The 19,560-nt window shown below is 70.4% G+C and carries 15 protein-coding genes; 10 read left to right on the forward strand and 5 right to left on the reverse strand.

Annotated elements, in window-relative coordinates:
- Positions 1–13: 13 nt before the first annotated feature.
- Positions 14–517 (reverse strand): DUF367 family protein, encoded by a 504-nt coding sequence (locus tag CK500_RS13320; RefSeq protein ID WP_095637715.1) that lies wholly within the window; start codon positions 515–517, stop codon positions 14–16.
- Between the two features lie 451 nt (positions 518–968).
- Between CK500_RS13320 and CK500_RS13325 the strand changes: the two genes are divergently transcribed.
- From CK500_RS13325 to CK500_RS13335, 3 genes are all read left to right on the forward strand, one after another.
- On the forward strand, positions 969–1,724 hold the full coding sequence (locus tag CK500_RS13325; protein ID WP_095637716.1) for a coenzyme F420-0:L-glutamate ligase: 756 nt from the start codon (positions 969–971) through the stop codon (positions 1,722–1,724).
- A 9-nt stretch (positions 1,725–1,733) separates the two neighbouring features.
- Positions 1,734–2,717 (forward strand): 5,10-methylenetetrahydromethanopterin reductase, encoded by a 984-nt coding sequence (locus CK500_RS13330; protein ID WP_095637717.1) that lies wholly within the window; start codon positions 1,734–1,736, stop codon positions 2,715–2,717.
- Between the two features lie 158 nt (positions 2,718–2,875).
- Positions 2,876–4,534, forward strand: a complete 1,659-nt coding sequence (locus CK500_RS13335) for a methyl-accepting chemotaxis protein (RefSeq protein WP_095637894.1) — start codon at positions 2,876–2,878, stop codon at positions 4,532–4,534.
- A gap of 47 nt (positions 4,535–4,581) precedes the next feature.
- Here the strand turns inward: CK500_RS13335 and CK500_RS13340 are convergent, their stop codons facing one another.
- The gene (locus CK500_RS13340) at positions 4,582–4,821 is read right to left on the reverse strand and encodes a hypothetical protein (RefSeq protein ID WP_095637718.1); all 240 of its coding nucleotides are present in this window, start codon (positions 4,819–4,821) and stop codon (positions 4,582–4,584) included.
- Between the two features lie 131 nt (positions 4,822–4,952).
- Here CK500_RS13340 and CK500_RS13345 point away from each other — a divergent pair, with 131 nt between their 5' ends.
- The 3 genes from CK500_RS13345 (at position 4,953) to CK500_RS13355 (ending at position 8,750) form a co-directional block, all read left to right on the forward strand.
- The gene (locus CK500_RS13345; RefSeq protein ID WP_095637719.1) at positions 4,953–6,824 is read left to right on the forward strand and encodes a site-2 protease family protein; all 1,872 of its coding nucleotides are present in this window, start codon (positions 4,953–4,955) and stop codon (positions 6,822–6,824) included.
- Positions 6,825–6,921: 97 nt separating this feature from the next.
- The gene (locus tag CK500_RS13350) at positions 6,922–8,217 is read left to right on the forward strand and encodes an ornithine cyclodeaminase (RefSeq protein ID WP_095637720.1); all 1,296 of its coding nucleotides are present in this window, start codon (positions 6,922–6,924) and stop codon (positions 8,215–8,217) included.
- Entirely contained in the window at positions 8,214–8,750 is a 537-nt protein-coding gene (locus tag CK500_RS13355) for a GNAT family N-acetyltransferase (protein WP_095637721.1), read from the forward strand. The genes CK500_RS13350 and CK500_RS13355 overlap by 4 nt, the downstream gene beginning before the upstream one ends.
- 778 nt (positions 8,751–9,528) lie before the next feature.
- On the opposite strand, the gene CK500_RS13360 is transcribed toward CK500_RS13355, so the two are convergent.
- Entirely contained in the window at positions 9,529–10,986 is a 1,458-nt protein-coding gene (locus CK500_RS13360; protein ID WP_095637722.1) for a DUF6498-containing protein, read from the reverse strand.
- Positions 10,987–11,145: 159 nt separating this feature from the next.
- Here CK500_RS13360 and CK500_RS13365 point away from each other — a divergent pair, with 159 nt between their 5' ends.
- Together CK500_RS13365 and CK500_RS13370 are read left to right on the forward strand one after the other, a co-directional pair.
- Positions 11,146–11,571 carry a universal stress protein gene (locus CK500_RS13365; protein WP_095637723.1) on the forward strand — a complete coding sequence of 142 codons (426 nt, stop codon included), beginning with the start codon at positions 11,146–11,148 and terminating at the stop codon, positions 11,569–11,571.
- A 157-nt stretch (positions 11,572–11,728) separates the two neighbouring features.
- A complete protein-coding gene (locus CK500_RS13370; protein WP_095637724.1) occupies positions 11,729–12,601 on the forward strand; it encodes a sulfurtransferase in 873 nt (290 codons plus the stop codon).
- A gap of 93 nt (positions 12,602–12,694) precedes the next feature.
- On the opposite strand, the gene CK500_RS13375 is transcribed toward CK500_RS13370, so the two are convergent.
- Both CK500_RS13375 and CK500_RS13380 read right to left on the reverse strand, forming a co-directional pair.
- The gene (locus CK500_RS13375; RefSeq protein ID WP_095637725.1) at positions 12,695–15,550 is read right to left on the reverse strand and encodes a GAF domain-containing protein; all 2,856 of its coding nucleotides are present in this window, start codon (positions 15,548–15,550) and stop codon (positions 12,695–12,697) included.
- Positions 15,551–15,749: 199 nt separating this feature from the next.
- A complete protein-coding gene (locus CK500_RS13380) occupies positions 15,750–17,669 on the reverse strand; it encodes a S9 family peptidase (protein WP_095637726.1) in 1,920 nt (639 codons plus the stop codon).
- An 82-nt stretch (positions 17,670–17,751) separates the two neighbouring features.
- Here CK500_RS13380 and CK500_RS13385 point away from each other — a divergent pair, with 82 nt between their 5' ends.
- Together CK500_RS13385 and CK500_RS13390 are read left to right on the forward strand one after the other, a co-directional pair.
- Positions 17,752–17,985 carry a YgaP family membrane protein gene (locus CK500_RS13385; RefSeq protein ID WP_095637727.1) on the forward strand — a complete coding sequence of 78 codons (234 nt, stop codon included), beginning with the start codon at positions 17,752–17,754 and terminating at the stop codon, positions 17,983–17,985.
- A 254-nt stretch (positions 17,986–18,239) separates the two neighbouring features.
- Positions 18,240–19,478 carry an FAD-dependent oxidoreductase gene (locus tag CK500_RS13390; protein ID WP_095637728.1) on the forward strand — a complete coding sequence of 413 codons (1,239 nt, stop codon included), beginning with the start codon at positions 18,240–18,242 and terminating at the stop codon, positions 19,476–19,478.
- The last annotated feature ends 82 nt before the right edge of the window (positions 19,479–19,560 follow it).

Consider the following 19,560-nt stretch of genomic DNA (forward strand, 5'->3'; position numbering starts at 1 on the left):
GCCGGCGAGCCGGCTACTCCCGGTCGAGGTACTCCTGTTGGATCGCGACGATCTCCGCGGAGTCTTCGCACTCCGCGTACCGCCGGAGCGGCTCCTCGTTGAGTTCGAGGAACGTCTCGCCCCACGTGAACTTCGCCATGACTCGCTCCGCGTGGTCGTCCTCGCCGAGGATCGCGAGCGCGGCCGCGAACGCCTCGACGGTCGTGAGCTGCATCGGCCGCCCGAAGTTCACGGGGTTGGCGGCGACGAGGTAGGGGAGCGCGCGGTGCTCGCCCGGCAGCGAGAACATCTTCTCGCCGGCCGACTCCCACGAGCAGTCGAGCGCGACCAGGGCGTTCTCGGCGGCGAGGTCGGCGTCTGCGGGCGAGAGCGCGCGCTCGGCGTGGGGGTTGAGGACGACGCCGTAGGGCGTGGCGCGGTCGGAGCGGTGGAGCTCCGCGAGGTCGAACCGCGCGAGCTTCCGGGCCGTGCACTTGTCGGGGTCGTCGTCGCCCTCGTACCGGACGTGCAGGTCCACGGTACGAGATTGGCGGTGTCGTTGATAAGGCGTGCGGAGGGAGTCAGCGCAAAAATGGTCGCGGCCGTCGACCGCCCCCAGTCACGGGGCGCGGGTCCGCGTCATGATCGGCTCGGAGTCGCCGCTTTCGGGCGGGACGCGGGTCTGCGTCTCGATCGGATCCAATTCGCCTTCGGTGGGTGGTTCGCTCATCGCAGATGGCGCTCGCGCCTCATCACGGATAACTTTTCGGCCCAAAGAATCATTATTTCGCTGATCTCCTAATACACGTTTGTTACTACGGCGCAAATTTCTAAGGAGATGGTGTTATCACTCTGAAAATCAACTGTCCGTGTACTTTTTATCTCCTCTCCGACTCAAACCCCACTCCGGTACCCGCAAACCGCTCCGGATACCGTCAAACCGGCCCGGTACCGGCGGGGTTTTTCCTCGTCGCCGCGCAGGTGCGTGTATGGAGCTGTTCGCGGTTCCGGACCTCCCGGAGATCCGGGAGGGAGACGACCTGGCGGCCATGATCGACGAGCGCGTCGACCTCCGCGAGGACGACGTGGTCGTCGTCGCCAGCACCGTCGTCTCGAAGGCGGAGGGGCGCGTCTTCGACCTCGACGACTTCCCGGCGAGCGAGCGCGCCGAGGCGGTCGCGGACCGGCTCGCGGAGATCGCCGGCGAGGAGAAGGACCCGCGGTTCGCCCAGGCCGTCATCGAGGAGTCGACGGAACTGATCATGGAGGCGCCGTTCCTCCTGACCGCGACCCGCTTCGGTCACATCGGCGTCAACGCCGGGATCGACCGGTCGAACGTCCCCGACGGCGACCTGCTGCTGCTCCCGGAGCGCCCCTCCGAGAGCGCGGCGCGGATCCGCGAGGGCCTCCCGGCCGACCGCGTCGTCGTCAGCGACACCTGCGGGCGCCCCTTCAGACACGGCCAGCGCGGGGTCGCGATCGGCTGGGCCGGAACCCCCGCCAGCCGCGACTGGCGCGGCGAGCGCGACCGCGACGGCCGCGAGATGGGCGTCACCGTCCAGAACGTGATCGACGAGCTCGCGTCCGCCGCCAATCTCGTCGCCGGCGAGGGCGCGGGCGGCACTCCGGTCGTCGTCGTCCGCGACTGGGCGTTCGGCGACCACGACGGCTCGGACAACCACTTCCGCGAGCCGGAGGGCGACTTCGTGCGGCAGGCCCTCCGCGAGTGGGAGTTCCAGGCGTAACCACCACCCATGCTCGGCATCGAACTCACTCCCGAACACGACCCGTCCCGCCTCGTCGACCTCGGCGTCCGCGCCGAGGACGCCGGCTACGACGCCGTCTACTCGACGTGTCACTACAACAACCGCGACCCGTGGGCGTTCCTCTCACAGCTCGCGACCGCGACGGACTCGGTCCGGCTCGGCCCGGGCGTCGCCAACCCCTACGAGACCCACCCCGTCACGCTCGCCTCGAAGGTCGCCACCCTCGACGAGCTGTCGGGGGGCCGCGCCGTCTTCGGGCTCGGTCCCGGCGACCCCTCGACGCTGCGGAACCTCGGTCTCGAAGACGAGCGCGGGCTCCGGCCCGTGTTGGAGGCGTTCAAGACCGCCCAGAAGCTGTGGGCCGGCGAGCGCGTCGACCACGAGGGGACCTTCGACGCCGCGGGCGCCGGGCTCAACTACGAGCCGCCGCAGGGCGCCGGTATTCCGGTCCACGTCGGCGGCGAAGGGCCGCACATGTGCCGGATGGCCGCGAAACACGCCGACGGCCTGCTGTACAACGGATCGCACCCGAAGGACCTCGCGTGGGCCCGCGAGCAGGTCGACGACGGGCTCGCCGACCGCCCGGAGCACCGGGGCGAGTTCGAGCTGATCGCCTACGCGGCGGTCTCGGTCGCCGAGGAGGCGGCCGCCGCCCGCGAGGCCGCCCGGCCGCCCGTCGCGTTCATCGCCGGTGGCGCGCCCCCGCCGGTCCTGCAGCGACACGGGATCGACCCGGACGCGGCCGACGAGATCGGCGACCGCGTCTCGGCCGGCGAGTTCTCCGCGGCCTTCGAGCGCGTGACCCCCGAGATGATCGACGCGTTCTGTATGGCCGGCACGCCCGAGACCGTCCGCGAGCGCGCCGCCGCCGTCGCCGAGCACGCCGACGGGCTCGTCGTCGGGTCGCCGCTCGGTCCGGATCTGGAGGCCGCGGTCGAGCTGGCGGCCGAGGCCGTGGACGGGATATTTTAGTTGCTCCTCAGAATTCTCGCCCGTTGAGAATCGAGAATCGGCCCTGATAACTCCGGGGTGAGCTTCATAAGCCGCTCCCGTCGACCCCCTGTATGTCGACGACACGACGGCGGCAGCCGGGTCTCCGCGGGCGGTACGAGGACCTCCTGTGGGGAACGATGGACCGCCTCGGGATATCCGAATCGATAGAGCGCAAGGTCGTCACGGCCGTCGGGATCCAGTTCCTCGTCACCGTTGGGATCTTCCTGACACAGTTTCTGGTCTCTGGAACGCTCTCGTACGTGATCTCAGGCGCCCTGTTTCTCGGCGCCGTCGTCGCGATCTACAACACCCTTCTCATCGTGCGCCGGGACTTCGTGGCGCCCCTCAAACAGCTGGAGACCGGCGCCGACGCGATCGCCGCGGGCGAGGTCGACGCGGTCGGGTCGAAAGACGGCTCCGACACCGCACTGACCGGCAGCGACCAGCCCGACGAGATCGGGAGCCTCGTGAACTCCTTCGTCGCGGTCGAGCGCTACCTCGGGACCGTCTCCGCGCAGGCCGAGGCGCTCGCGGCCCAGGAGTTCGACGACCCCGCGCTCGACGAGGAGGTGCCGGGGGCGTTCGGCGACTCGCTCGACGAGATGGCCGGGAACCTCGAGGCGTACACGACCGAGCTCGAGTCGCTCGTCGACGCCTTCGGCGACGCGGCGGCGCGCGCGCGAGACGGCGACCTGACCGCGACGATCGACGGCGGGGAGCTGGCGACCGACGGGGACCGATATGCGGAGCTCGTCGGGAACTACAACCGGCTCGTGACCACGCTCGGCGGGACCGTCGGCGAGGTCGGATCGTTCACGGAGGTGGTCGCGGACGCGAGCGACGACGTGCGCGCGAGCATGGACGAGGTCGACGACGCCAGCGAGGAGGTCGCGCGCTCGGTCCAGGAAATAAGCGACGGCGCCGCCGAACAGACCGAGGAGCTGGAGTCGGTCTCCGGAGAGATGAGCACCCTCTCGGCGACCGTCGAGGAGATCGCGGCGTCGGCCGACGACGCGGCCGCGACCGCCCGGAGCGCGGCGGAGCGGGGGAAGGCCGGCCGCGAGGAGGCGGCGGAGGCGATCGCGGAGCTGGAGGCGCTCGAGGCCGGCATCGCCGAGACGGCGACCGCGGTGGCTGACCTCGTCGACCGGGTCGGGGAGATCGACGAGATCGCCTCCGTGATCGACGGGATCGCCGAGGAGACGAACCTGCTCGCGCTGAACGCCTCGATCGAGGCGGCGCGGGCCGACGGCTCCGGCGACGGGTTCGCGGTCGTCGCCGACGAGGTGAAGGCGCTCGCCGAGGAGACCCGCGAGGAGGCCGCCGCGATCTCCGGGCGCATCGACGAGGTGCAGGCGGCGTCCGCGGAGACCGCCGCCGACGTGGACGAGATGGAGTCGCAGGTGTCGGACGGCGTCGACACGATCGAGTCGACCCTCCGCGAGTTCGAGGAGGTCGTCGAGGACGTGACGACCGTCGACGAGACCGTCCAAGAGATAAGCGACGCGACCGACGACCAGGCGAGGACGACCCAGGAGGTCGTCGACATGGTCGACGACATCGCCTCGGTCAGTCGACAGACCGCGACCGAGGCCGAGACCGCCGCGGCGGCGGCCGAGGAGCAGACCGCGACGGTCTCGGAGGTCACCCGGCGGGTCCACGCGCTCTCGGACCAGTCCGACGAGCTGCTCGCGACGCTGGACGAGTTCGAGGTTCCCGAGGGCGACGGCGGTCGTCCGTCCGCGTCCGGGACCGAGCACTTCGGAGCGTCGGCTGCGGGTGCGGACGACGACTGAGAAGAGATCCGCGACCGCACCGCGTTGCTCCGCGGGACCCCGACGCGTTACTCCGCGGGGCCGCGACCGCCGAGCGAGGGGAGCGTCACGCCGATCTCTTGGAGGAGGGCGCCGACCGCGGCGTAGCCGAGCACGGCCACCGCGCCGACGAGCAGGACCTGTCCGACGACGACGAGGAACGCCGACACCGGGTCGCCGGCCCCGAGGATCAGGTCGTTCAGGAACAGGTCCACGAACCGCCCGACGTCCCCGGCGAGCCGGGAGACGACGTCGATGAGCGCCATCATGGCCGGGGGTTGGGTCGGGGGGTACTTGGGTGTTGAGTTCGCGGTCGTCCCTCCCCGGCGCTGCCGACGCCGACCGTCACCGGTACTGACAACCGAACGGCTTACACCCGACCGACACGGACTTGTTCGTCATGAACGCCCTGTCGGAGTTGTTCGCCGAGAACACGCTGCTGTGGGTCCTCACCGGTGTCTTGGCGTACTCCGCGGTCGCGATCTGGCTTCGAGACCGCGGCGTCCTCCCGGAGTCCGTCCGCGTCTCCGGACCGGTACTGACTCTCAGAACCCTCCGCGGCCGGGTCTTCCTCAATCGGCTCGCCGCGCCGAAGCGGTTCTGGCGGATCGTCGCGAACCTCGGGCTCGGCGGCGCCCTGGTCGCGATGGTCGGATCCTTCGTCCTCATCCTCTCGTCGGCGCTCTCCGCGCTCCGCACCGCTCAGCCCTCCGCGATCCAGCAGCCGCAGAACTTCCTCATCATCCCCGGCGTGAACGACTTCCTCCCCCTCTCGGTCGCGCCCGAGATCGTCGCCGGGCTCGCGGTCGCGATGGTCGTCCACGAGGGCGCCCACGGCCTGCTGTGCCGCGTCGAGGACATCGACATCGAGTCGATGGGGCTCGTCTTCTTCGCGCTCCTCCCGGTCGGCGCCTTCGTCGAGCCGAACGAGGAGGCGACCCAGGAAGCGTCGCGCGGCGCCCGCGCCCGGATGTTCGCCGCGGGCGTCACCGCGAACACGGTCCTCACGGTCATCGTGTTCGCGCTCCTCTTCGGCCCCGTCGTCGGCGCGATCGCGCCGGCCCCGGGCTACGCCGTGGGTGAGGTGACCCCCGAGTCGCCGGCCGCGGCGGCCGACATCACCTCCGGTGACCGGCTGGTCGCGGTCGACGGCACGCCCGTCGACACCGCGGCCGAGTTCGAGGCCGCGCTCGCCGACGCCGGCGACACGGTGAGCGTCACGGCCGACGACGGCGACGGGGAGCGGACCGTCGAGGTCGAGCGCGAACTCCAGGTGATCGGCTCCGCCGGCGGGAACCCGCTCGGCGTGACGATCGAGTCGGAGCCGGTGGCGATCGCGTCCGTCAACGGCGAGCCCGTCGCGACCGAGCGGGGGTTCCTCGACGCGGTCGGGGACGCCGAGCGCGCGACCGTGACCGTCGACGCCGACGGCGCCGCCAACGCCACGGTCGAGTCCGAGACCGCCGAGATCCCCATCGGCGCGTACGCGCTCGGCGTTCAGGAGGACGGCCCGCTCCACGCGGCGGGCGCCCCCCTCGGCGAGCCCATGACGATCGTCGCGATCGACGGCGAGCGCGTCCGGAACAACGACGAGCTCTCGGCGGTGCTCGGCGAGCGCGAACCGGGCGCGACCGCGGAGGTCGTCGCGTACGACGCCGACGACGAGCGCGTCAGCTACGACGTGGCGCTCGACCCGCACCCGAACCGCGAGGGCGGGTTCGTCGGCGTGAGCGTCTTCCCCGGCTCCAGCGGGCTCGCGCTCGACGACTTCGGCGTCTCGGAGTACCCGGCCGGCGCGTACCTCGAACTACTCGGCGGCGACGGCGGCGAGGGGGCGACCGACGGGCTCGCGCTCGGCGGGCTCACCGACTCCCCGCTCGGGCTCGTGTTCGCCTCGCTCATCCTCCCGCTCGGCAGCCTGTTCGGGCTCCCGTTCAACTTCGCGGGGTTCACCGGCGAGATGACCAACTTCTTCGTGGTCGAGGGCTCGCTCGCCGCGCTCGGCGGCGGGACGTTCCTGCTGGCGAACCTCCTCTTCTGGACCGGGTGGATCAACATCCAGCTCGCGCTGTTCAACTGCCTGCCGGCGTTCCCGCTCGACGGCGGCCGCATCCTCCGGATGGTCGCCGAGGCGGTGGTGAGCCGGGTCCCCGTCTCCGACCGCCACGCCGCGGTCCGGACGATCACGGTCTCCTCCGGGCTCGTCATGCTCGCCGGGCTGATCATGATGATCTTCGGCAATCGGATCCTCATGGCGCTCGGACTGCTGTAGTTCCGGGTCGGGACCGCGGGATGGGCGGTGCCCGAGAACCCGCCGCGACGTTCGCCGAATGGGAAACGGGTTTCTCCGCGGGGCGAAAGCATACCCCATGAGCCACTCACGCACCGTCGAGATCGAGGGCCACATCATCGACAGCGGGACGATGCAGCGCTGTTTCGGCGCGGTGATGGATCTGGGCGGCTCCTTCGACGTCGAGCAGTTCGACGTGGGGACCCACGAGGAGGCGGAGTCGTACTGCCGGATGGCGGTCTCGGCCGACGACCCGGACACCCTCCAGGCGATCCTCCACGAGCTCCACCAGAACGGCGCGGTGTTAGAGGACCCGAGCGACGTGGAACTCGTCGCGGCGCCCGCCGACAAGGTCGTGCCGCCCGACTTCTACTCCACCACGAACCACCCGACCGAGGTGCTGTACGACGGCGAGTGGATCGAGGTCGAGCGGATCGAGATGGACTGTGCGCTGATCGTCGACCCCGACGGCGGCCCCGACGGGAGCCCCCGCGCGTACACGAAGGTGCTCAACGCGGTCGAGGAGGGCGACCTCGTCGCGACCGACCAGTCCGGAATTCGCGTGAAACCGCCCGAGCGCCCGCGCAGCGGCGGCGGCGCGTTCGGCTTCATGCAGGGCGGCGTCTCCTCCGAGCGCCCCTCCGAGTCGACGATCCGCGAGGTCGCCGAGGAGCTCCGGGAGGTGACGGAGTCCGGCGGGAACGTGATGGTTGTCGCCGGGCCGGCCGTGATCCACTCGGGGGCGGGCGACGCGCTCGCGGAGCTGGTCGAGGCGGGCTACGTCGACGCGCTCTCGGCGGGCAACGGCTTCGCCACCCACGACTTAGAGCGCTCGCTGTACGGCACCTCGCTCGGAATGGACGTGGAGACGCTCGAACACCCGCGGAAGGGCCACAAACACCACATCTGGACCATCTCGGAGATCATCCGCGCGGGCGGGATCGAGGCCGCCGTCGAGGACGGGATCGTCACGGAGGGCGTGATGTACCAGTGCGTGAAAAACGACGTGGACACCGTGCTCGCGGGGTCGATCCGCGACGACGGCCCCCTCCCGGACACGATCACGGACGCGGTGGAGGCGCAGGACGCCATCCGCGAGCAGGCCCACGACGCCGACATCGTGCTGATGCTCGCCACCCTGCTCCACTCCGTCGCGGTCGGGAACTGCCTCCCGTCGACGACAAAGACCGTCTGCGTCGACATCAACCCCGCAACCGTCACCCAGCTGCTCGATCGCGGCTCCGCGCAGGCGGTCGGGATGGTCACCGACATCGGGACGTTCGTCCCCACGCTCGCGGAGTTCGTGCTGGAGGGGGAGGACGGTGAGGTCGCCGTCGCCGCGGACGACGGCCACCACCATCCCGGCGGCGAATGACCGCCGACCTCCGCCCCTACGACCCCGAGACCGACGCCGACGCGCTGTACGGCCTCAAGACTGCCTTCGAGCGGGGGCTCGGAGAATCGACCGGCGGGGAGGCGAAGGCCGCCGCCTACGAGGGGAAGCTCACCGAGGAGTACCGCGAGCGGTGGCTCGCGTGGGTCGACCGGTGCGTCGCCGACGACGAGCGGTGCGTGACGGTCGCGGTCGACGGGGGCGGCAAGGGGAACGGTGGGGGCGACGCCGGTGACGCTGACCTCGTCGGCTACGTCTTCGTCCTCCCCGAGCGCCTCGCCATGGTCTGGGACGCGGCCGTCGTCAACGAGATCTACGTCGCGCCCGAGCACCGCGGAACTGGCGTCGCCGACGACCTGATGGACGCCGCCGTCGCGCTCGCCGGCGATCAGGACCTCCCGCTCGACCGGATCGTGCTCGACGTGGACCCGAAGAACGAGCGCGCGAAGGCCTTCTACGACCGCCACGGCTTCGAGCGGTGGGGCGAGATGGTGGCGCGGTCGCTGGACGGGTGAATCGCGGGCGGCCGTTCGATCCGTACGCGACTCCGCCGTAACGGTGCGCTCGGAGAGATTTCGCAGCAGGTCTGTCCTCGAAGGACGCTTCTGATCGATGGCGGGAGTACGTGAATCACTGCGGTGAGTCGGTTGTTTATAAGGGGAGGAGCGGTGTTGCTGTCGGTTGTTTATAAGTGATCGACGGCACACCGGTGAGGATCTGCAAAGCCCCAGTCGCTGTGGGCGGCGCACGCTCGCTGTCGTTCGAAAGGCGCAAAGCGCCTTTCGTGATGTCGTCAGAACGCTTTGCGTTCTGACTGCTAGCCAGAAATCGGTGATTTCTGGCGATGACGAGAGAGCTACGCTCTCTCGAACCACGCGCTTCAGTCGGTCGCTAGCGCTCCCTCCTTCCAGTGCTTCCGTCGCCTGCGCCGCCCACAGCGACTGCCCCTTTGAACCCCACCCACAACCGCAGGCCGCGGCCTCACGCCTCCCCAGCCTCGTCGCTCGCTGCTCGCGGCTTCGCCGCTCGCCATCGAGGTGCTCGCGCTGCTCGCACCTCGCACCGCTCGCGACTCCCTCGCGCGTGCTGACTCGCGGCCTATCGGCCGCTCGCAGGCACGCGCCACCGCAACAGCCGTTTATAAGGAATCGTCGCTGCCGCTCACGGCTCGCTTAAATACTGCTTCGCTGCCGCCAATCCGCAAGACCCACTCCCGCTGTCACTCGCCCGCAGGTTCCGTATTTGGCGTGACTGCGCGAAATCGGTGTTTTTTGAGCCTTTCAGCAGCTCCGCTCACTCCGGCTCCGCGTACGCCTGCCGCCACAGCAGCCGCGTCGGCCAGACGAGGAACGGCAACAGGAGGAGGAGCCGCAGGGCGTTCGCCGAGGAGCTCCACGGCCCGAACACCCACGCGACTCCGGCGGCGGCGACGGCGCCCCCGAGTCCGACCGCGACCGCCGCGATCCGGCGGTCCATGGGCGGCAGATCGGTCGATCGGACCGGGAGGTCGAACGCGGCGACGAGCCCCTCGCCGTCGGCGACCGGGCCGACGAACCGCTCCGTCTCGTCGTCGCCGACCCCGGCGGTCAGCGAGACGGTCCGCGCCTCGAACGCGCGGTCCGGGAACCGGGTGTGGACCACCCTCGCGTCGCGGAGTCGGTCGACCGCGGCCGCCCACTGCGGCTCGTCGAGCCACGCGTCGTACGCGACCAGCCGGTCCCCGTACCGCCGGTACTCGATCGGCGCGCGGGCGAGGGCGTAGCCCGCGGCGTTCGCGGCGAGCGCGCCGAGGTACAGCGCGAGGACGAGGACCCCTGACCCGAGGGCGACGGCTCCGTCGGCGCCATCGGGAACGAACACGCCGAGAACGACGATCCACGCGATCAGGAAGCCGGTCGCGTAGATCGGTGCGACTCCGGTGAGCGTCTTCAGGACCGCGGTGGCGACGGCGGCCCGGCGGTGTGCCGGGATCCGGGCGTCGGGCTCGGCGTCGGGAACTTCGATCGGTGCCGGCGGCTCCGCCGAGTCGGTCGGCCCGGCGAGCCAGCCGGTGATCCCGCCGCCCGAGTCCTCGTCGCCGTGAGTCGCCCGGAATCCGGACCACTCGACGAGCAGTTTGACGGCGACGAGCGCGGCGACGACGGCGACCCCGCCCCCGGCGGCGTCGAGCGCGGGGAGCGCGAACAGGGCGACCACGAGGAAGAACGCGCGCCTCGTCGGCGTCTCCACGGCCGCGTACGGCGAGGTCTCGGCGTATCGCCGGCGGCCGACGTAGTCCCGGGCGATCTCGACGACCTGTCCCGCGACCAGCGCGAGCGCCGACGCGAGCACCGCCGGCCGACCGAGCAGCGCCGGCACGTCGAACGTCTGCGAGAACGCGACGCCCGCGACGAGCGCGACCCAGACGCCCGCGCCGAAGACCGACGCGACGAACGGGACGTTCCGCGGGTATATCGGGGGGAGCCACGACGCCGGGCGGACCGCGCCGCGCTTCCGCGACAGCGGTCCCTCAGTCACGCTGATCACTCCCCCCTCGCGGTCTACGGGCGGCGGCCGAGCCGCGAACAGCGCCGTCGCGCCCGAGAGCGGGACCGACAGCACGACCTCGATCGCGTACACCGCGGCGAGCGTCGCGGGGTCCCAGCCCAGCCGGAACACGCCGACGAGCGGGACGAGGTTGGCGAGCAGGACGGGGAGGAACGCGGCGGTCCCGGAAGGCGTTCGAACGTCGCGGAGCGCGGCGGAGGGCATCGGTCGACGGTTCCGGATACGGTCGGCCGAGGTGATAACGCCGGTGGACGCGGATCGGATTGCGGGGCGACTCGGGGGTCGGTCGAGGACGCGGCCCGCGAACTCACGGCCCGGGAACGCCGGGCAGGAGTTATGTGGGTACCGGCGCCATCTCCGGGTATGAGCTATCTCGTTGCGACCGACGGATCGACGGAGAGCGACGAAGCCGTCCGGTACGCGGCGCGACAGGCGGTGGCGTTCTACGAGACGCTCGAGATCGCCCACGTGTTGACGCCGGACTCGGAGCTTGTCGACGGGACGATCATCCTCCCGGGCGAGGAGGCGGCCGTCGAGGCGGGACAGGGGGTTCTGGAGGGCGCCCGCACGGTCGCCGAGGAGGCGGTCGGCGACGAGCCGATCGACGTGGAGACGCAGCTGCTCACTGGACGGCCCGCCGACGCGATCACGGAGTACGCGGCCGAGGGGGCCGTCGACGCCATCTACGTCGGCCACCGCGGGCTCTCGGAGGAGCGCGAGCGGGTCGTCGGCAGCGTCGCGAAGAGCGTCGTCGACAAGGCCGACGTGCCCGTGACGGTGATCCGGTAGCGGGATCGGTCTCGGCCCGGTCGCGCTCCGGTAGCGGGATCGGTCTCGGCCCGGTCGCGCCGGCGACTCCGGGGCGGTCGCCCCAGCGCGTCCGAGACCACGGCAAGGACCACCAATATCGAGGGTTCAAAAGCGGTTGGGCGTGTAACAAGAGGTGATGTCCGAAGACGCACTCGTCACGGCGGACTGGGTGGAAGAGAATCTCGAGCAGTTCGAGAGCGACGACCCGGCGTACCGGCTCGTCGAGATCAACAACCCGACCGTGACCGACGAGTCGGAGTACACGCCCTACGAGGAGGGCCACATCCCCGGCGCGTTGAACTTCGAGTGGGACGAGGTCTTCACCGACGAGACGGAGCGCGACATCGTCTCGAAGGAAGACTTCGCGAAGCGAAACGGCGAGGGCGGCATCCACGCGGACACGACCGTCGTCGTGTACGGCGGCGGCCGTGTTCCCAACTGGTTCGCGCTGTTCGGCTACTGGATCTACAAGTACTACGGTCACGACGACGTGCGCGTCATCGACGGCGGGAAGGGGTACTGGGTCGAGAACGACTACCCGCTCTCGACCGAGGAGCCCGACTTCCCGGCACAGGAGTACGAGGCCCGCGGTCCCTTCGAGAGCATCCGCGCCTACAAGGGCGACATCGACAACGCGATCGAGGACGGGATTCCGATGGTCGACGTGCGCTCTCCCGAGGAGTTCTCCGGCGAGGTCATCGCGCCCGAGGGGCTCAACGAGACCGCCCAGCGCGGCGGCCACATCCCCGGCGCGAGCAACGTCCCGATCGGGACCACGCTGAACGAGGACGGCACGTTCAAGAGCGCCGACGAGCTCCGCGAGCTGTACGCGGACGCCGGCGTCGACGGCGACGAGTCGACGATCACCTACTGCCGCGTCGGCGAGCGCTCGTCGATCGAGTGGTTCCTCCTGCACGAGCTGCTCGGCTACGAAGAGGTCAGCAACTACGACGGCTCGTGGACCGAGTGGGGGAACCTCGTCGGCGCGCCGATCGAGACGGGCGAGTAGGCGGCCCGCTCGCGTCGGCGACCGTGACGCACCGTTGAGACACCGCTCCCCGATGCTTTTCGACGGCGACGGACGGAGCCGGTCGCGTTCCGGCTACCCGGCGCGTTCGAACCCGGTGATCTCGAAGCGCGCTCCGCCGGCCTCGCTCTCGGTGACCCGGACGTCGCAGCCGTGCGCGTCGGCGACCTCCTTGACGATCGCGAGACCGAACCCCGTCCCGTCCTCGCGCGTCGAGTAGCCGGACTCGAAGATCCGCTCGCGGTCGGCCTCCGGGATTCCGGGGCCGTCGTCCGCGACGTAGAACCCGTCGTCCAGGTCGCCGACCGTGATCGTCACGTCGTCGTCGCCGTGTTCCACGCTGTCGCCGGACTCCGTCCGGGTGCCAGTCGAGCCGTGCTCGACGCTGTCGCCGGGGGTCGCCCGGCTGCCAGTGGAACTGTGTTCCACGCTGTTCCGGATCAGGTTCTCTAACAGCTGTGCGAGCCGGCTCCGATCGGCCAGAACCGCGGACTCGGCGTCGACGACGAGCGTCGCCGAGCCGGTGTCCACGTTCTCCCAGCAGTCCTCGACGAGCCGGGCCAGATCGACCGGCTCCGCGTCGGTCACCTCCGCGCCCTCGCGCGCCAGTTCCAGCAGGTCGTCGATGAGCGCCCCGATCCGGTCGTGGGCCCTCGCCACCGCGTCTAGGTGCTCGTCGTCGCGGTCGGAGCGGAACAGGTCGAGATACCCCTCGGCCGCGTTCAAGGGGTTCCGGAGGTCGTGCGAGACGATGCTGGCGAACTCGTCGAGCTGCTCGTTCTGCCGTTCGAGTTCGCGCTCGCGCTCGATGCGATCGAGCGCGGTCGTCGTGTGCGCGGCGACGGTCTCCGCGAGCGACACGTCCACGTCGTCGAACGCGCCGGGTTCGGTCGACCCGATCAGGAGGACGCCGTGGTCGCCGAGCGGGAGGATGATCTCGCTGCGGACCGGCGTGTCCGGGTTGAACGGCTCTGAAACCTCCGAGATGTCGCCGTAAATCACCGGTTCCCCCGACTCGAACGCCTCTCCGGCGAGCCCCTCTCCGAGTTCGAACACCGGTGGTTCACCGACGAGCTCCTCGGTCATGTCCGTCCACGCGACCGGAACCAGTTTATCCTCGTCCTCGTCGTGGAGGTGTACCGCGCTCGCCGGCATGTCGAGGACGTCGTGGACGGTGTCGATACTGATTTCGACGGCCCGCTCGGCCGTCTCGGCCCGCATGACCGACCGGACGGTCTCGTGTAACGCGTCGATGGCCCGCCTGTGGTGTTCGTGGTCGGTGACGTCCGTCACGAACCCCTCCAGCGCCACCGCCTCGCCGCCGTCGTCGTACGTCGCCCGACCCCGCTCCCACACCCACTTCGCTTCGCCGTCCCTGGTGCGGATCCGGTAGGTGATCTCGAACGGCTCGCGCCGCTCGATCGCCTTCTGTATCGACTCCCACACCGCCTCCCGGTCCTCGGGGTGGATGACGCGCTCGCCGTACACGCTCTCGTCGTCCTCCAACTCCGAGGGTCGATACCCCGTCAGCTCCGTCACCTCTCCCCTGACGTCCTCCATCGGCCACCCGGGCTCGTTCGCGCACCGATACACCATTCCCGGCAGGTTGTCGACGAGCCGCGAGAGCCGTCGCTCGCGCCGTTTGCGCTCCGTGAGGTCCCGCCCGATCCCGATGATTCCGACCAGTTCGCCGTCGCGGTCCGTGAGGCTCGACCCCGCGAACTCGTAGGGGACGCGCTCGCCGCCCGCCGTCAGCACCACGGATTCGACGGCCGCCTCGCCGGTGGTGAGCGTCTCCTCCATCGCGGCGCGGATCCGGTCTCGCTCGTCTTCGGGGAACAGCTCCGTCGCGCGCATGCCCTCGATCGCCTCGTCCGAGTAGCCGACGGCCTCGACGAGGTGATCGTTCCAGCGCCGGAACGTCCCGTCGGTATCGATCACGTAGAAGACGTCGGTGAGCGAGTCGAGCGCTTGGTCGACGAAGTCGCGCTCCTCGCGGAGGCTCTCGCGGACCTCGAACGAGTGGATGACGTGAGCGATGTCGTCGCCGAGTTCGGCGAGCAGTTCGCGTTCGGTCGCGTCGAAGGCGTTCGGGCGGTCGGCGTAGACGGCGAGCGCGCCGTACAACGTGTCCTGATACTCGAGCGGGAGGGCGGCAACCGAGCGAAACCCGCGTTCGACCGCCGCGGACTCCCACGGGTCGAAGTCGTCGTCCTCGGTGATGTCCTGTGAGACGGCGACCCGTCGCTCGCGTATCGCCGTCCCGGCGGGACCCCGTCCGGTGGCGCTCTCGTCGGTCGTGATCGTGATCCCGTCGAGGTAGCCGCGCTCGACGCCCGCGGACACCCGGGGTTCGATGCGGCCCGTCTCGGCGTGGACCTCGCCGATCCACGCGAACCGGTAGGGCTCGGAGTCGCTGATGATCTCGCAGACCCGGCGCTCGACCGCGTTCCGGGAGTCGGCGCGCACGATCGCCGTGTTGATCTCGCTGGCGAGCGTCCGGATCCGGTCGAGTTCGGCGGCGCGCTGGCCCGTCCGGTACTGCTCGACCGCGTTCGCGATCCGGTTCGCGAGGACGGCGTACTGGCCGGTTCCGCTCTCCTTCTGGAGGTAGTCAGTGACGCCGGACGCGATCGCGTCGCTCGCGACCTCTTCGCTGCCCTTGCCCGTGTAGAGGATAAAGGGGAGCTCCGGTCGATCCTCGCGGACGGCCTCGAGGAACTCGATCCCGTTGTTCCCGGGCATGTCGTAGTCGGAGACCACGCAGTCGACGTCGCCGTCGCCGACGCGGTCCAGTCCCTCGCTCGCGTTCGTCGCGGTCTCGACGTCGATCCGGTCGTCCTCGCGTTCGAGGTACGTCGCGGCCAGCTCCGCGAGCTGCGGGTCGTCGTCGACGTGGAGGACGCGGATCGCGTCTGGGGACCGGCTCATGAGACGGGTGTGATCGGAGCGTGGAGAGCCACGATAAATAAGATAGGGGGCGAGCGCGTGCGCGTAGCCGACCTCGAGTCTCGCGGTCGACAGCGGGGGAGCGGCGAGTGTGGGATTCGGCGTCGAGCGTGGGATTCGGCGGCGCTCGGTGTCCCGCCGGCGATCGCCGACTCAGTCGTCCAGCGACGCGACCACCGACTCAGTCGTCCAGCGACGCGACCGCGGTGCGCTCGGCCCCGATCCGCCGGTCGAGGAAGTCGTCGAGCAGCTCCAGCGACCGGATCTTCTGGTCGATGTCGCCGGAGCCGTGGCCCTCCTCGCCGAGCTCCTCGTACTCGTAGTCGACGCCCTCCTCGAAGCCGGCGTCGTCGAGGGCGTCGCGGAGGATCCTGGCCTGCGAGACGGGCACCCGCGGGTCGTTGACGCCGTGGACGATCAGGAGCGGCGCGTCGATGTTTTCGACGTAGTTCACGGGGCTGCGCTCGCGGTAGATCGCCTCGTTCTCGTCGGGCTCCCCGAGGTTCTTCACCATGAGCTCCGTCCGGAAGTGGGGCATCGTGTTCTCGTACATGTCGAAGAGGTCGCTCACGCCGACCCACGTGATCCCGGCGGCGTACAGGTCGGGGTACTGGACCAGCTGCCAGTTCGCGGAGTACCCCCCGTAGGAGCCGCCGTACACGACGACGCGGTCCTCGTCGAGCCAGTCGTACGCGTCGAGGACGCGTTCGGCGCCGACCGCCACGTCGCCCTGCTCGGCGCCGCCCCAGTCGTCGTACAGCTCCTCGACGAACTCGCGGCCGCGCCCCGTGGAGCCGCGGTAGTTCGCCTGCAGCACGGAGTACCCGCGCGAGAGCAGGAACTGCACGCGGTAGCTGAAGCGCCTGCTGTCGTGGTGCCGCGGGCCCCCGTGGGGGTTGACGATCAGCGGCGAGGGCCGTCGCCCGGAGTCGAACAGCAGCCCCTCGATCTCGAACGTCTCGTAGGGGTCGTGGTCGACCGCGCGCGCCGGGGTCTCGGGAACCCCGTCCGACTCGAACGTCACGACCTCGGGCTCGACGAAGTCGTCCGGATCGAAGGGGCCGTACTCCGCGTCGAGCACCGTCTCCGTCGCGTCGCTCGCGAGGTCGTACGCGACCAGCTCCGGCCGCTCGCTCGACGTGGTCCGGTAGGCAAGCAGGCGGTCGTCGGACAGCCGCCCCTCCGTCACGCTGGCGACGCCGGCCGGGAAGTCGAGCTCGCGCGCCTCCCCCGTCTCGGCGTCGTAGACAATCGGGACCGTCACGGCGCCGCGCGTCCGGCTCGCGACGAAGCGGTCGCCGCCTTCGAGGAAGTGGCTCGGCGACTCCTCGAACTCGTCGCCGCCGAACCAGGTCACGTCGACCGCAGCGTCGTCGCCCGTCTCGCCGTCGACCCCCCCGGAGAGGTCGACGATCCCGCTCCGCCCGAGGTCGGTGGTGTTGTCGCTCACGAGCAGTCGGTCGCCGTCCGGGCCCCAGTCGACGGGGCGCGCCTCGGCGCCCCTCTCGCCGATCTCGAGGTTCCGGGCGTTCGAACCGTCGATGTCGGCGACGTAGACGTCGCTGTTCTCGTACGCGTCGGTCTCGTTCGTCGAGTACGCGACCCGGTCGCCCGCCGGCGAGAGGTGGCCCGACCCGGCGGCGCGCTCGTGGTCGGTGAGCTTCGTCGTCTCGCCGCTCGGCAGGTCGTGCCGGTAGAGGTTCATCTGCCCGTCGCGGTTCGAGCAGAACAGCAGCGTCTCGCCGGCCTCGCCCACGTCGAGCAGGTAGATCTGGCCGTCCATCTCGACGACCGGCTCGGTCTCGCCGTCGAGCGACATCGCCCACACGTCGTGCTGCTCGTCGCCGTCCTCGTCGCGGTGATAAAAGAGGCGGTCGCCGGCGGGGTCCCACTCGAACCCGGCGCGCACCGAACGCGGGACCTCGCCGTCGCTCAGCTGCTCGACGGACCCGTCCGCGGGATCGAGGAGGTGAAGCTCGTTGCGGCCGGTCACGTCGTAGTAGAGGGCGATCGTCTCGCCGTCCGGGGACGCCCGCGGGCTCGCGATCGTCGGGAGGGAGGCGAGCTCGCGGAGCACGTCGGCGTCGTCAGTGTCGGACATCCGATCGAAACGACGGGCGTATCGACTTCAACGTTTCCCGGCCATAGGAACGTATTTACGCTTGTGTGTAGTATTGTAACGTATGAACCAGAACGTCGGTTCGACGGACAAGCGCGTCAGGACGGCCCTCGGAGCGGTCCTCGGGATCGCCTCGCTCGCGACGCTCGGCGGGGCGGTCCCGCTGCCCGCGCTCGCCGCGCCCGTGCTCGGGATCGCCGCCCTTCTCATGCTCGGCACCGCCGCGACCGGAACCTGCGGACTCTACGCGCTGCTCGGCGTGGACACGTGTCCGGCGTCGGCGGGGGATTCGCGGTAACAGTACCGAACGGACGTCACCGATCCGTCGGGGGGAGGTCACCGATCCGTCGGGCACACCCGTCGGGGTGGGCTACAGCGCACGTGTTCCGGGGCCTCTGATCGCCGGCGGCGGCAGCGTCAAGTGCGGGTAACCGTACCGTTTCACATGAGGCGCCGAACCCACCCGAACAGCAGCGTACGGGCTCGTGACAACCGTTCCTCCGGGCTTCGATCCCTCGGGTTTCGGTCCGCCGGTCTCCGAGGTGATCGCCGGTGAGCGACGAGCCCACCGTGCTCGTGATCGGCGGCGGGGCGACCGGGGCCGGCGTTACCCGTGATCTCGCGCTCCGCGGCGTCGACGTGATCCTCGTCGATCGGGGCGGGCTCGCGGGCGGGACCTCCGGTCGCTCGCACGGGCTGCTTCACAGCGGAGCCCGATACGCCGAGAGCGACGCGGCGGGCGCCGAGGAGTGCCTGAGAGAGAACCGAACGCTCCGATCCATCGCCGGCGAGTGCGTGCGCGAGACGGGCGGGCTGTTCGTCCGGCTGTCCGACGACGATCCCGACTACTTCGAGGAAAAGTTGGCGGCCTGTGAGTCGATCGGCATCGATACCGAGCGGCTCGACGGCGGTGCGGCCCGCGAGTTAGTCCCCGGCCTCGCAGACGACGTCGCCGAGGCGTTCCGGGTGCCCGACGGCGTGATCTACCCGTCCAGGCTCGTCGCCGCGAACGCGGCCGACGCCGAGCGACACGGTGCCGCCGTGCACCCGCACGCGCCGGTCGAATCGATCGAGGTCGGTGACGGCGAGAGTCCCGGTGGCGTGACCCGCGTCCGCGTCGGCGGCGACCTCGACGCGACGCTCGAACCGGAGCACGTCGTCAACGCGACCGGGGCGTGGGCCGACCGGATCGCCGACATGGCCGGGGTCGAAGTCGGCATGGCGCCGAGCCGCGGCGTGATGGTCTCCGTCGAACACGAGGGGCTCGGCCCGGTGTTGAACCGGTGTCGCGACCCCGACGACGGCGACATCGTCGTCCCCCACGACGGCGAGGTCGTGCTCGGCACGACGAGCGTCCCCGTCGACGATCCGGACGAGTACGAGACCGCCGACTGGGAGGTCGAACGCTCGGTCGCGGAGTGCGCGGCGATGCTCCCGGCCGTCGCCGAGGCCCCGGAGGTCAGGCGGTGGTGGGGAGTCCGTCCGCTGTACGCCCCGGACGAGGCGGGGTCGGACCGGCGCGGGATCTCGCGCGGCTTCACCCTGATCGACCACGCGGACGACGGCGTCTCGAACCTCTTCAGCGTGGTCGGCGGGAAGCTCACCACCTACCGCGAGATGGCCGAGGTGACGGCCGACCGCGTCTGCGAGCGCCTCGGCGTCGACGAGCCCTGCGAGACCGCCGACGAACGGCTACCGGGAGCCGACGATCCGACGGAACTCGACGGCTTCGTCGAGCGGTACGGCGGGACGAATCCGACCGACAGCGATGTGGTCGGCGTCGGCCGATAGGGACCGGTCGCGGCCGCCGCGTTTGAGGCGCCGCGAGACGCTCTTACGCTCGTTTCTAAGAAAACTGCCCCACGATCCTCGA

It is taken from the genome of Halorubrum salipaludis (assembly GCF_002286985.1).
In the GTDB taxonomy this organism is placed as follows: Archaea; Halobacteriota; Halobacteria; order Halobacteriales; family Haloferacaceae; genus Halorubrum; species Halorubrum salipaludis.

What these genes read in the sequence shown, in the direction of transcription:
- CK500_RS13350 (WP_095637720.1), top strand. Translation starts at nt 6,922, where the DNA reads ATGAGCCACTCACGCACCGTCGAGATCGAGGGCCACATCATCGACAGC.
- CK500_RS13370 (WP_095637724.1), top strand. Translation starts at nt 11,729, where the DNA reads ATGTCCGAAGACGCACTCGTCACGGCGGACTGGGTGGAAGAGAATCTC.
- CK500_RS13330 (WP_095637717.1), top strand. Translation starts at nt 1,734, where the DNA reads ATGCTCGGCATCGAACTCACTCCCGAACACGACCCGTCCCGCCTCGTC.
- CK500_RS13380 (WP_095637726.1), bottom strand. Translation starts at nt 17,669, where the DNA reads ATGTCCGACACTGACGACGCCGACGTGCTCCGCGAGCTCGCCTCCCTC.
- CK500_RS13335 (WP_095637894.1), top strand. Translation starts at nt 2,876, where the DNA reads ATGGACCGCCTCGGGATATCCGAATCGATAGAGCGCAAGGTCGTCACG.
- CK500_RS13360 (WP_095637722.1), bottom strand. Translation starts at nt 10,986, where the DNA reads ATGCCCTCCGCCGCGCTCCGCGACGTTCGAACGCCTTCCGGGACCGCC.
- CK500_RS13365 (WP_095637723.1), top strand. Translation starts at nt 11,146, where the DNA reads ATGAGCTATCTCGTTGCGACCGACGGATCGACGGAGAGCGACGAAGCC.
- CK500_RS13375 (WP_095637725.1), bottom strand. Translation starts at nt 15,550, where the DNA reads ATGAGCCGGTCCCCAGACGCGATCCGCGTCCTCCACGTCGACGACGAC.
- CK500_RS13325 (WP_095637716.1), top strand. Translation starts at nt 969, where the DNA reads ATGGAGCTGTTCGCGGTTCCGGACCTCCCGGAGATCCGGGAGGGAGAC.
- CK500_RS13355 (WP_095637721.1), top strand. Translation starts at nt 8,214, where the DNA reads ATGACCGCCGACCTCCGCCCCTACGACCCCGAGACCGACGCCGACGCG.
- CK500_RS13340 (WP_095637718.1), bottom strand. Translation starts at nt 4,821, where the DNA reads ATGATGGCGCTCATCGACGTCGTCTCCCGGCTCGCCGGGGACGTCGGG.
- CK500_RS13385 (WP_095637727.1), top strand. Translation starts at nt 17,752, where the DNA reads ATGAACCAGAACGTCGGTTCGACGGACAAGCGCGTCAGGACGGCCCTC.
- CK500_RS13345 (WP_095637719.1), top strand. Translation starts at nt 4,953, where the DNA reads ATGAACGCCCTGTCGGAGTTGTTCGCCGAGAACACGCTGCTGTGGGTC.